General features: G+C 60.4%; 10 protein-coding genes. 4 read left to right on the forward strand and 6 right to left on the reverse strand.

The genetic code is table 11. The features are described from left to right. Positions 1 to 2: 2 nt before the first annotated feature. The 5 genes from HX868_RS11900 to HX868_RS11915 are packed head-to-tail and all read right to left on the reverse strand — an operon-like array spanning position 3 to position 4,114. Positions 3 to 1,775: an N-acetylglutaminylglutamine amidotransferase gene (locus HX868_RS11900; RefSeq protein WP_177002988.1), complete on the reverse strand. Its 1,773-nt coding sequence runs from the start codon at positions 1,773 to 1,775 to the stop codon at positions 3 to 5. A 38-nt stretch (positions 1,776 to 1,813) separates the two neighbouring features. Further along, the gene (locus tag HX868_RS11905; protein ID WP_343048192.1) at positions 1,814 to 2,941 is read right to left on the reverse strand and encodes a tyrosine-type recombinase/integrase; all 1,128 of its coding nucleotides are present in this window, start codon (positions 2,939 to 2,941) and stop codon (positions 1,814 to 1,816) included. Then, positions 2,836 to 3,180, reverse strand: coding sequence for a hypothetical protein (locus HX868_RS31075; RefSeq protein ID WP_343048156.1), 345 nt, complete (start codon positions 3,178 to 3,180; stop codon positions 2,836 to 2,838). Before HX868_RS31075 ends, HX868_RS11905 begins: the two co-directional genes overlap by 106 nt. A gap of 35 nt (positions 3,181 to 3,215) precedes the next feature. Next, a complete protein-coding gene (locus tag HX868_RS11910) occupies positions 3,216 to 3,371 on the reverse strand; it encodes a hypothetical protein (protein WP_177002990.1) in 156 nt (51 codons plus the stop codon). A gap of 35 nt (positions 3,372 to 3,406) precedes the next feature. Further along, entirely contained in the window at positions 3,407 to 4,114 is a 708-nt protein-coding gene (locus tag HX868_RS11915; protein WP_177002991.1) for a metallophosphoesterase, read from the reverse strand. Here HX868_RS11915 and HX868_RS11920 point away from each other — a divergent pair. Further along, positions 4,058 to 4,540 carry an NEL-type E3 ubiquitin ligase domain-containing protein gene (locus HX868_RS11920; protein WP_343048157.1) on the forward strand — a complete coding sequence of 161 codons (483 nt, stop codon included), beginning with the start codon at positions 4,058 to 4,060 and terminating at the stop codon, positions 4,538 to 4,540. The two genes, HX868_RS11915 and HX868_RS11920, sit on opposite strands and share 57 nt — an antisense overlap. A 12-nt stretch (positions 4,541 to 4,552) precedes the next feature. On the opposite strand, the gene mnmC is transcribed toward HX868_RS11920, so the two are convergent. Next, positions 4,553 to 6,535, reverse strand: coding sequence for a bifunctional tRNA (5-methylaminomethyl-2-thiouridine)(34)-methyltransferase MnmC2/FAD-dependent 5-carboxymethylaminomethyl-2-thiouridine(34) oxidoreductase MnmC1 (gene mnmC / locus HX868_RS11925; RefSeq protein WP_177002993.1), 1,983 nt, complete (start codon positions 6,533 to 6,535; stop codon positions 4,553 to 4,555). A 190-nt stretch (positions 6,536 to 6,725) separates the two neighbouring features. Here mnmC and HX868_RS11930 point away from each other — a divergent pair, with 190 nt between their 5' ends. From HX868_RS11930 to pap, 3 genes are all read left to right on the forward strand, one after another. Further along, positions 6,726 to 9,371: a dermonecrotic toxin domain-containing protein gene (locus HX868_RS11930; RefSeq protein ID WP_246355518.1), complete on the forward strand. Its 2,646-nt coding sequence runs from the start codon at positions 6,726 to 6,728 to the stop codon at positions 9,369 to 9,371. A 43-nt stretch (positions 9,372 to 9,414) separates the two neighbouring features. After that, positions 9,415 to 10,209, forward strand: coding sequence for an NEL domain-containing protein (locus HX868_RS30730; protein WP_246355519.1), 795 nt, complete (start codon positions 9,415 to 9,417; stop codon positions 10,207 to 10,209). Between the two features lie 100 nt (positions 10,210 to 10,309). Next, complete coding sequence (gene pap / locus HX868_RS11935; RefSeq protein ID WP_177002994.1) at positions 10,310 to 11,824, forward strand: polyphosphate:AMP phosphotransferase; 1,515 nt, start codon at positions 10,310 to 10,312, stop codon at positions 11,822 to 11,824. Positions 11,825 to 11,892: the final 68 nt, after the last annotated feature.

Genomic DNA, 11,892 nt, shown 5'->3' on the forward strand with positions numbered 1-11,892 from the left:
GATCAGATTCCTTGTTCGCTGAGCCACAGGTTCAGCGCCGCCAACTGCCATAGCTTGGAGCCGCGCAGCGGGGTCAATTGGCCTTGCGGGTCGGTGAGCAAGCGGTCGAGCATGGTGGGGTTGAACAGCCCGCGATCCTGGCTCGGATCGAGCAGCAGTTCGCGCACCCAGTTCAGGGTATCGCCCTGCAAGTGCTTGAGGCCCGGCACCGGGAAATAACCTTTCTTGCGGTCGATGACTTCGCTCGGGATCACGCGACGCGCGGCTTCTTTCAAGACTTGCTTGCCGCCGTCGGGCAGCTTGAATTTGCCGGGTACGCGGGCCGAGAGTTCCACCAAGCGGTAATCCAAGAACGGCGTGCGCGCTTCCAGGCCCCAGGCCATGGTCATGTTGTCGACACGTTTGACCGGGTCGTCCACCAGCATCACCGTGCTGTCCAGGCGCAGGGCCTTGTCCACGGCGGCGTCGGCGCCGGGCATGGCGAAATGTTCCCGCACAAAATCGCCGGCGGCGTCGTTGGCGGTCAGCCATTTCGGCGCGACAGTGGCCGCGTAATCGTCGTAGCTGCGGTCAAAAAACGCATCGCGATAAGCCGCGTACGGATCGCTGGCGCCGTCCACCTGCGGGTACCAGTGGTAACCGGCGAACAGTTCATCCGCGCCCTGGCCGCTCTGCACCACCTTGCAATGCTTGGCCACTTCCCGCGACAGCAGGTAGAAGGCGATGCAGTCATGGCTGACCATCGGCTCGCTCATGGCACGGAAGGCGGCCGGCAGTTGCTCGATGATCTCGCTTTCGGCGATGCGCAGTTGGTGGTGACGGGTGCCGTAGTGCTTGGCGATCAGGTCCGAGTACTGGAACTCGTTGCCAGCCTCGCCGCCGGCATCTTCAAAGCCGATGGAAAACGTCGACAGATCTTGTACGCCCACTTCGCGCAGCAGGCCGACGAGCATGCTCGAATCGACGCCGCCGGAAAGCAGCACGCCCACATCCACCGCCGCCCGTTGGCGGATGGCCACGGCTTCGCGGGTGCTGTCGAGCACGCGGTCGGTCCAGTCTTCCAGGGTCAGGTTTTTTTCGTCGTCGTGTGGGCCGTAGGGCAGGGTCCACCAGACTTTCTGCTCGGTCTTGCCGCTGGCGTCGATGCGCATCCAACTGGCCGGCGGCATTTTTTCGATGCCGGCGAGCAAGGTGCGCGGTGCGGGCACCACGGCGTGGAAGTTCAGGTAATGGTTAAGCGCAACTGGATCCAGGATCGGATTGATGTCGCCGCCTTTAAGCAGCGCCGGCAGTGCCGAAGCAAAGCGCAAGCGCTGGCCGGTACGCGATAGGTACAGCGGCTTCACGCCCAGGCGGTCACGAGCGATAAACAGGCGCTGGGCGTCACGTTCCCAAATGGCAAAGGCAAACATGCCGTTGAGCTTGGGCAGCAGTGCTTCGCCCCAGGCGTGATAGCCCTTGAGCAGAACTTCGGTGTCGCCGCCGGAATAAAAGGCGTAGCCCATGGCTTCCAGCTCTTCACGCAGTTCCGGGAAGTTATAGATCGCGCCGTTGAAGGCCAATGAAAGGCCCAGGTGCGCATCGACCATCGGTTGGGCCGAGCCGTCCGATAGGTCCATGATTTTCAGGCGTCGATGGCCCAGGGCAATCGGCCCTTGGGCGTGGAAGCCCCAGGCGTCGGGGCCACGGGGGGCCAGATGATGGGTGATGCGCTCAATCGCAGCCAGGTCGGCAGGTTGGGCATCGAAACGTAATTCTCCAGCTAATCCGCACATAGTACTAAAGGCCTTGTAATCACTGGGCCTAAGCGCATCTACCGTGAATCAAGTACCAGTTTCGTACCGTTTTTCGGTAAATCCAGCTTTTCAAGCTCCGCGAAATCACTCGAAGAGCTGATCCACTTGGCATAGGTTGAAAGCAAAACCTGAACACTGTGCCCAAGCTGCGCAGCGATGAACGCCGGATTCATCCCAGACATCAGACACATCGTTGCATAGGTGTGCCTGGTGTCATACATCCGACGATATCGAATGCCGCTCTTGCGCAATGCTGCCAACCAATAACGCTTGGCCCCTGTTTCGGAACGGATGTACAGCTCTGATCTTTCACCCGATCCTTCCGGCGCAAACACATAATCAGAGCGCGCCGCCGTAAGAAGTCTGGCTTTTTCGAGTGCCTGCAAAGCCCGATCGTTCAATAAAACTTCCCGCGAGACCTTCGTTTTGGTCCTCTCCTTGATCTTGCCGTACAGCCTGATTCGGCATACCTTGGCGCGCCTAGAGCGCGTATCAACCTCGCTCCACCGCAGGGCCATCGCCTCGCCTGGACGCATTCCTGTATAGAAAGAAAACTCAAAAAAACACGCGTAAATAGCCTGCAAACCGCTCGTCACTTCGTACAGCTTGGCGATCAAATCGTCTGCCTCTTCACGGCTGAACGGATCGATCTCGCGCTTGGTCACTCTGGTCGCCGGGATCGAGTTTGCCGGATTCCTCAGTATCAGCTCATCGTTCACAGCCTGGGTAAGCAAGCCTGTCACTAGCCTGATGGCGCCCTTCCTCCGGACGGGTGATGTCCACGTAATGCCGTTGACTATTTTCCGCATCAGGACCGGTGTGATCTTGTCGAGTGGGTATGTGGCCAGATGAGGCACCCAGTATGTCTGCATGGTGCTGCGGTAGTTCTTGCGGGTGCTGTCTTCGATTTGAAGGCTATTCAGCCAGTCCTGGGCGTAGTCGAAAAATATCGGCATGTGCCCGGTAGAGTCGCGCCGGCTATTTGGGAACAACTCCCTGTACTTTTCCTGCGTTAGAGCCCCGAGCCTGGCAAGCTGGATCACTTGAGAACGTAAAGCCTCGGCTGCTGCGATTCCCCTTGCGGTTTGCGGGAGAGCGAGCGTTTCGCAGTGGCGCTTCTTATTCCAGGAGAACCTGATCCTGATCGATTTCCCGACAAGCTCAACTCCGGTGGGTAGCTCCATTGGCTCTCTAGCCATTCGTCGTACCTCCATTTGCTGTACATGATTCGTCCGTCGATTTTCGACCAGACGCCGGCGGGGATGATGTTACGTTCTCGTTTGCGTTGCAGGGCTTTCGGCGTGGTGCCCAGCAGTTCGGCCATCCTCTTTTCGGTGACCTTGTCGTGTCCGGACTCATCGCCCAGCTTTTCGGCTGTTGCCATGGTGGTGCTCCATGCCGCGCGCGGCGGCAGAGTGTTCAGTGGATGGTCACGCTGTCCTGCCCTGGGGCTACGGCGCGTGCCTGCTGTTCGGTGCGGAAGGACATGTGCTGCTTGATGCCGTTGCAATCCGCGATGACCCACCAATAACCGCCAAAGCGGTGTGGGCCTTTGATGATTTTGGTGATGGTCATGGGGAGTCCTTGCCGCGCTGGGCGGCAGAAGGTGGTTAGTCCCAGTCGTAGCCGAGCTTCGGGTTGATTGGTGGTGTGCACTGAAGAGTGGCGAGATCCAGCAGCGTGAAGTGCCCGTCCATCCATCCAGCAGTGTCGATGTGGTAGACGTTGCCGAGGACTGCCGGCTGACGTAGCGGGGTGTGCCCGACCACCAGGGCGAGGATCCCTGCAACCAATGAGGAGTCAGCATCCTGAATTCGGCTGCGCGACCACATGCAGGAGTTCTGCACCAGCTTCAGCCGCTTGTTGCTCTCCGGGGCTTCCAGCTCAGTGCGAAGTTGGTCCCATGACGGGAACGGGCAGTCAGCATGCAGAATTCCGATCAAGCCGCCGGCCGTCTCGACCTCGATGGCGATAGGGATATCGCGGAACTGCACAGCGAACTCACGCTGCTCGTCCCAGGCCAGCCCGGCGAACCACGAGCCGCCGTTGTAGACCCAGTTGTCTGCGTCGCAGGTATCGAAGCGCACCACGTAGTCATCATGGTTGCCGCGAACTGGATGAAACCAAGGCTTTGCCAGCCAGTCGATCACAGCTCGACACTCGGGCCCTCGGTCAACCAGATCGCCTACGCTGAACAGTCGGTCAACGGCAGGATCGAACCCGGTCGCATCGAGCGCCATCTGTAGCCGGGTGAAGTGCCCGTGAATGTCGCCAACCGCGAAGTCCCGGCCAGCCGTATTTGCGGCGAAGCGCTTCATCCCAGCGCCGACCCGTTGGAAGTGAGCCTGGCGTTTCGCATAGGTCTGGCCGACAAGTTAGACTTGCCCGGCCAACCCAGGCACATGCGCTTTGAGCAATTGGCCGAGGTGACGAATAAGGATTTGGTCGCTGCCGCTGACAAGGTCCGGCTGGCCGAGCTTTCACCCGAGTTGTTGGACTTTGTAGTCGGGTTGCCGTTCTGGATCGACTATTTGAAAAGACGCTTTCACGGACGGTTTGAAGACGTACTGGGTTCTTTCCACGAACGCGCGCAGCGGGTATTCGATCAACGCCAGACACTGACCGATACCGACTACGTCGAGCAAATGAACGCGATTACCAGTGAGCGCACGCCGGTTGAAGCGGCTGAAATCAGGCGCCAGACCGAGGACGCACTCAAACCCGGCGCGTTGAATGTCTGCTAGGTGCCCGTGTTATCACCCACCCGTGCCGCGAATCAACGCCCGCAGGGCGAACCGATTGGGGTGGCACGCCTCTGCCACGCTGGCGGGCACCGGCAACGGCTCGTCGTTGAGCCAGGCCGCCAGCAGTTCGGCGCACAGTGGCGCAGTGATCAGGCCGCGCGAGCCGTGGCCGCTGTTGATGTACAGGCCGTCAAGCCACGGGCAGGCGGCCTCTGGGATCTGGCGTGCGTCCTTGCGCAGCGCTGCGTAGGCCTGGTCGAACGCTGTGCGTTCGGCCAGCGGCCCCACAATCGGCAGATAGTCGGGGCTGGTGCAGCGGAAGGCGGCACGGCCTTCCAGCTGTTCGGGGGCCAATGCGTCGGCACCCAACCGTTGCGCCAGGTCGACGGAAATCTCGCGCAGCATCTCCAGGTTGCCGGTGTGTTCGGCGACGGTGGGCGTCAGGTCGTCGCTCTTGAAATCGAAGCTGGCGCCCAGGGTGTGCTCGCCCAGGCGCGCCGGGGCCACGTAGCCTTCGGCGCAGACCACGGTGGCCAGGGCTTCGCTCTGCGGGGTTTGCGCCAGGCGGGTGATCTGCCCGCGAATACGCTTGAGGGGCAGGTCGGCGCTGAACGGAAAACGCTTGATCTCGGCCGCACCGGCTAACACCACCACCGGCGCGCTGGCCAGCCGGGTGTCACCCGCCAGGGCGTGCCACTGGCCGTCGACGCGTTGCAGCTCAAGGGCTTCGTGATGTGTTAACACCGTGATCAACGGATGACGTGCCTGCCACTCGCACAACGCCGGCGGATGCACCCAGCCCCCCTCGGGGAAAAACAGCCCGCCGTGCTCCAGCGCCACGCCCGCGCGCGCTTGGGCCTGGGCCGGGTCCAGCAGGTGCAGCAAGCCGGGCGAAAAGGCGGCGGCCAACTGCGCCTGGCGCTCGGCCTCCTTGGCGTTGAAGGCCAGTTGCAGCACGCCGCAACCGTCCCAATCGATGCCCCGGTGCAGGTGCTCCAGCAGGCGTCGGGTGTGGCCGAAACCACTGAGTATCAACTGCGACAGGGCTGTGCCGTGGGCCGATAGCTTGAGGTACAGCACGCCTTGCGGGTTTCCCGACGCTTCCTGGGCCAGGCCCGCGTGACGCTCCAGCAGGCTGACGCGCCAGCCGCGCGCGGCCAGGCTTGCTGCGGTGGTGCACCCGGCGAGGCCGCCACCGATCACCATTGCGTGGCGTTCGCCATCAATGGCAGGCGGCCGTGCGAACCACGGCTTGGCGGCAGGCGGCACAGGCGCATCGGTTGGCCAACCAAGGAATTCCCCGCGCAGGATCTCCCATTTATGCCCAATACCCGGCGTGCGCTTCATCTTGAAGCCGGCGGCATTGATCAGTCGGCGCACCCAACCGGTGCTGGTAAACGTGCTGATGGTTGCCCCCGGTGCGGCCAGCCGTGCCAGTTCGGCGAACAGTTCGGCGGTCCACATGTCCGGGTTTTTCGCTGGGGCGAAACCGTCGAGAAACCACGCATCAATCTGCGCGTCCAGCTGCGGCAACTGTTCCAGCACGTCACCGATCAACAGGGTGAGGGTCACGCGGCCGTTATCCAATACCAAGCGTTGGAAGCCTTGGTGGATGACGATGTATTGCGCCAGCAGTGGTTCTGAAAACGGCGCAAGCTCGGGCCAAAGGGCGAGGGCGCGTTGCAGGTCGGCGTGGCTCAGCGGGTACTTTTCCACGCTGACAAAATGCAGCCGTGCGCCGGCCACGGCGTGTTGCTCGAACAGCTGCCAGGCGCAAAGGAAATTCAGGCCCGTACCGAAGCCGGTCTCGCCAATCACCAACCGACCACCCACCGGCAAGGCGGCAAAACGTTCCTGCAAACGGTTCTGTTCCAGGAACACATAGCGGGTTTCTTCAAGGCCCGACTTGTCGGAAAAGTACACGTCGTCAAACACTCGCGAGTGCGGGCGGCCTTGGTCGTCCCAGTCAAGCTGGGCGTGGATGATGGGGGTCATGGGTGGCTCATAAAAATAACAGCAGGCAAAGGCAGGGCGGCCATTCTAGCTGATCACATACTCGGCGGTGTGGACCTGTCGCCGCACCGGGCGTTGGCGGGCAAAATCACGGTGTTAGCCCGGTAACGCCAACCTCGCCGCCATGGCGCAAATACTGCGTACTGAATCAGTAAGCAAATGGACTTCGCCGATGTCGACACAGGATGACTTGACTCACGTATTTACCCAATTGACTCAGCAGCAATTGCAAAGCGCGCTCCTGGAGATGACCGCAGACCTCGACAAAGCTCAGGTGCTGCAAAAGAAAATGCCTGGCTGGATGATCAATGCGCCAGACAGCGTATTGGCAGCCCTGGAGCGCGACGCGGCACTGGTGGAGGTGCCCAAGGCCGAGTTTGCGCGGTTGTTGGCGCGCTTGCAGCCTCTGGATGCGTTTTGTGAGGCGCATTTGACGACGTATTGCCAGGCGAACTGGAACATCACCGTGCGCCCAAAAAAAGACACTTTCATCGTGGCGATACCTAACTATCACACCGAGCAAATGCCGTTGAGTTACGTGAAAACCTTCACGCTCGAACACCAAAGCCTGTTGCAGAGGGCCATGCAGAATTTCTCCCTCAGTGAGGCACGTGTTGGCTATTTTTCGCCGGAGTCGATGCTGCAGTCGGCTGTAACGGGGCGCTTGGCGATCACACCCCAGGCGTTCGTCGAAGGTTGCCGCAGCCTTGACCTGGGCACTTTGTATCAACAGCACATCAGCGATGTATTCAACTTGCCGCCCCCGGACTCCGATGACACGTTGCTTGTCAACACGGCTGCAGTCGATATCGGCCGGATGAAAACCCTGGACATGAAAATCGACGCGCATATTGCGCTCATGCGCGCAGATATCACGCGGGATGCCCATGGGGTGGTGTGTGCGCTGCTGGACAGAAACCTTGCGCCGGGCAATGCCCAAGAGGTGCAGTTCAACGGGCGCCCGGTGATATGGCAAGGCCTGAATGCCAGGGACAGTTGCCTGTGGGGGATAGTGGTGTTTTCGGGCAGACCGGTTGCTGACTATCCATTGGAACCGTGCATCGTCTACATGCCGAACGAGCCGGTGCGGCCGTTTTTCGAGTATCCGACGTTCAAGGACTATGTGACGTACCTGGATTTGAAGTTGGAAGTGGCAACGTACCGAACGTTTTTTACGCGCTACCTGGGGGAGGTCGACCGGTTGAGCTTCTTCCGTGCATTTGATCAGCACCGCACGCTGGGTGTGATTGAAGGCATGCCCATTACGACGAGTCTGGCCAGCCACTTTTTCAGTACCTGCGTCGGCAAGCTGCAAATCGATGCACGCACCCTGGCAGTACCGACGGTGGATGTTGATGAGCAAGAACGAACGCAGCGCAGGCTGGCGTATCTGGACGCCGGATTGACGATACTCAACCTGGCCGCTTTTGTCGTGCCGGCGCTGGGCATACTGATGACTGGAGTGGCCGTAGGGCAGATCGTGTCGCAAGTATTCGAAGGCATTGAGGATTGGCGCCGCAATGATCGGGACGAAGCCCTCATGCAGTTGGGCGCGGTTGCGCAAAGCCTCACGTCTATGGCGCTGTTTGCGGCAGGCGTTAAGGTCGTCAGCCCGATGTGGCGGCGAGCACGGTTAAGTTTTGACCAGTTTTTCGGGGCGCTGGAATCTGTGGAGTCGAGTGATGGCAGCCCGCGTTTGTGGCGCCCGAGCTTTTCCTCCTATGGTCATGATCAAGCGCTGGTCGAGGGGGTGGAGCCTGACGCCCAAGGGTTCTATGCGGCGAAGGGTGGTGCTTGCATCAAGATCAACGGTTTCGTCCATCGGGTCGTTTACGACGCAAAACTGGGCCAGTGGCGCGCCGTCCATCCAACGCGCCAGGCGGCCTATCGTCCAACCCTGCTGCACAACGGCGAGGGAGCCTGGCGTTTTACGCTTGAGCACCCTGAAGAGTGGGAAGATTCGCAACATGTGTTCTCACGTCTGGAACCGCGCAGCCACCAACCGGTACTCGACAGCAGGAAGTTGCAAATGGTCAGCACGATCATGGACAAGCCTTACGGTTGGGGCATTTACCTGGCTCAGGAGTGCCTGCCATTGCCTGCGCGTTTTCGCGACTTGTTCGAACGCTTCAAACTGGATCAGTCCATTCGAGACTTGATCTGGCAGTTGGAGCGGGGTGTCTACCTGAATGCTGAAACCGCCACGTTGCAAATGCAGGCACTACCGTTGCTGCCCGAGTGGCCCAAGGCACGTTTTTTCGAGTGCCTGGATGCTGAGGGTAACGTCACGGCGCGTTATCCTGAAACAACGTCTGTTGACGCGGTTCAACGCTTGACGGTGACTGAGCACAACCTTAAAGCGGGTGAGGTATTTGATGTGGTGTTGTCAGCCATGGATGACACGCAAAAGCGTGCACTACTGGGAGACGGGGTGGCCCACGATCAGGAACATGCCGTCCTGGTGAGCCGGTTACTAGCACACCTGAAAGCGGATCGCAGGCCGCTGTTTGAACTAGCGTATCTGGCCTATGACCGGTCGAACCCGCAGGTGTCGGAGCTGCTTGCCAAGGCGTGGCCGCAGTTGCCGCGCACGCTGATGCGAGCGTTGGTGGCCGAAGCCTCGACGGCGGAGCTTGAGATCTTGCGTACCCATCAGCGCATCCCTATGGCCTTGGCCGAGTCTGTGCGCAATGCTCTGGAAGAGCTGCGCTTGGACCGTGCTCTGGCGGGCTTCCAGTTACCGGAGCTGGCGGGCATCGACAACCAATCTGTCGCTGTGCGGCTACTGCCTCGTCTGGCCGGTTGGGATACCGGATGATGTGGCCGGCAGGGATGAGAATAAACGCAGCATTTGGTCTAACTTGCGCGATGACCCCGAGTCGGAACCCTTGTTCGTGCTGCTGGCTGAGTTGTCGGGCACAGCCGACAGCCGTCATGTGCGTGAAGATATGACCCGGCGGGTGTGGGAAGTTTTGCAGTCGACGCATGAGAGCGTTGCGCTACGTGAGCAGGTCTTCCAACTCTCTGCCCATCCGGTGAACTGCGGGGATGGGGCTGCGCACATTTTTAGCCAGTTGGAGGTGTTGATGGAGATCGAAAAGGCAACACGCCTGGCTGGGCGGACGCAGGCTAGCCCAGCCGTGTTGCTGCAGTTGGGGCGCGGCTTGTTTCGCCTGAGCGAGCTGGAGAAACTCGCTGCTACGTACGCCGCGGAGCATCCGGATCTGGAGCCCCTGGAGGTCAGCCTGGCCTACCGCAGTGGGCTGGCTAACGTATTGGCGCTACCAGGGCAGCCGAAGTACCTGCGTTACGGAGCATTGATTGCCCAAGGCGTGTTGGACACCGCGCACCAACAAGTGCGCAGCGCCGAAATGTCTCCGGCATTTTTGCGTTTCCTCACACAACTGTCTTTTTGGAGGGCTCATCTCAAGCAGCAATTTCCCCACTCATTCAGCGCGGCGACCAAGCCGTTTGAGGTACGACAGCAGGCATTGTTTGAAAACAGTCAGAACCTCACCGATGGCGACTACCTCCAGCAAATGGAAGCGTTGTGCTCACCAAGGCGTCGGGCGGTCAACGCAGTGGTTGAGCGTCTGACCCTGCAACAGATGAGGAATCAGGACCTGGGCATTTGTCATGTGCCGGAACTGCGATAAAGGGCCGTGGGATTGACTCAGAGCAAGGACCGATGGAATTTCCTCCCGCGTGTTGCTGCCCAATCCGCTAGTCTTGAGCCATCTTGAAACGGAGCTGCCCATGTTCGAATCCGCCGAAATCGGTCACGCCATCGACAAAGACACCTACGACGCCGAAGTCCCTGCGCTGCGTGAGGCGCTTCTGGAGGTGCAGTACGAACTGCAACAGCAGAAGCGCTTCCCGGTGATCATCCTGATCAACGGTATTGAAGGCGCCGGCAAGGGCGAGACCGTCAAGTTGCTGAATGAATGGATGGACCCGCGTCTGATCGAGGTGCGCACCTTCGACCAGCAGACCGACGAAGAGCTGGCCCGGCCACCGGCCTGGCGCTACTGGCGGCAACTGCCTGCCAAAGGCCGCATGGGGATCTTCTTCGGTAACTGGTACAGCCAGATGCTGCAGGCCCGCGTGCATGGGCAGATCAAGGACGCGCGCCTGGACCAGGCTATCGCCGGTGCGGAGCGCCTGGAGAAAATGCTGTGCGATGAAGGCGCGCTGATCTTCAAGTTCTGGTTTCACCTCTCCAAGAAGCAAATGAAGGCGCGGCTCAAGGCCCTGGCCGACGACCCGCTGCACAGCTGGCGCATCAGCCCGCTGGATTGGCAGCAGTCTGAGACCTACGACAAATTTGTGCATTTCGGCGAGCGCGTGTTGCGCCGCACCAGCCGCGACTATGCACCGTGGCATGTGATTGAAGGGGTGGACAGTAACTATCGCAGCCTTACCGTGGGCAAGCTGCTGCTTGAAGGCCTGCAAAATGCGTTGAAGCTGCCCAAGGGCAAGGCCAGCGGCATGAACCCGGCGCCGTTGATCGCCTCCGTGGACAAGAAGAGCCTGCTGGACAGCCTCGACCTGACGCAGCGCCTGGAAAAGGACGATTACGAAGAACAGCTGATCACCGAGCAGGCACGCTTCTCCGGCCTGATGCGCGACAAACGCATGCGCAAGCACGCGTTGATCACGGTGTTCGAGGGCAACGATGCGGCGGGCAAGGGCGGGGCGATCCGTCGGGTCGCGGCGGCGCTGGACCCGCGCCAGTACCACATCGTGCCGATTGCCGCACCGAGCGAGGACGAGCGTGCCCAGCCTTATCTGTGGCGTTTCTGGCAGAAGATCCCGGCGCGGGGCATGTTCACTGTCTTCGACCGTTCGTGGTATGGCCGCGTGCTGGTGGAACGCATCGAGGGCTTTTGCACCCCAGCGGACTGGATGCGCGCGTATGGCGAAATCAACGACTTTGAAGAGCAACTGCGCGACGCGGGTGTGATCGTGGTCAAGTTCTGGCTGGCCATCGACAAGCAGACCCAGCTGGAGCGTTTCCAGGCCCGCGAGGAAATCCCGTTCAAACGCTTCAAGATCACCGAGGACGACTGGCGCAACCGCGACAAGTGGGACGACTACCGCGCCGCTGTCGGCGATATGGTCGACCGCACCAGCACCGAAATCGCGCCCTGGACCTTGGTGGAAGCCAACGACAAGCGCTGGGCTCGGGTCAAGGTGCTGCGCACGATCAACCGGGCGCTGGAAGACGCGTTCGGCAAATCCGACAAGCACGACAAGAAAGGCAAGAAGTAGGAGCGAGCTTGCTCGCGAAAATCGTCAACGATGACGCGTGTTTTCTGGGTAAGCGAGGTGCTCTCGAG

Source organism: Pseudomonas reactans (assembly GCF_013385825.1).
Taxonomy (GTDB): Bacteria; Pseudomonadota; Gammaproteobacteria; order Pseudomonadales; family Pseudomonadaceae; genus Aquipseudomonas; species Aquipseudomonas reactans.

Excerpts from the sequence above, each read along its gene's own strand:
- HX868_RS11900 (WP_177002988.1), bottom strand. The coding sequence starts at position 1,775 with ATGTGCGGATTAGCTGGAGAATTACGTTTCGATGCCCAACCTGCCGAC.
- HX868_RS31075 (WP_343048156.1), bottom strand. The coding sequence starts at position 3,180 with ATGGCAACAGCCGAAAAGCTGGGCGATGAGTCCGGACACGACAAGGTC.
- HX868_RS11910 (WP_177002990.1), bottom strand. The coding sequence starts at position 3,371 with ATGACCATCACCAAAATCATCAAAGGCCCACACCGCTTTGGCGGTTAT.
- HX868_RS11915 (WP_177002991.1), bottom strand. The coding sequence starts at position 4,114 with ATGAAGCGCTTCGCCGCAAATACGGCTGGCCGGGACTTCGCGGTTGGC.
- mnmC (WP_177002993.1), bottom strand. The coding sequence starts at position 6,535 with ATGACCCCCATCATCCACGCCCAGCTTGACTGGGACGACCAAGGCCGC.
- HX868_RS11930 (WP_246355518.1), top strand. The coding sequence starts at position 6,726 with ATGTCGACACAGGATGACTTGACTCACGTATTTACCCAATTGACTCAG.
- pap (WP_177002994.1), top strand. The coding sequence starts at position 10,310 with ATGTTCGAATCCGCCGAAATCGGTCACGCCATCGACAAAGACACCTAC.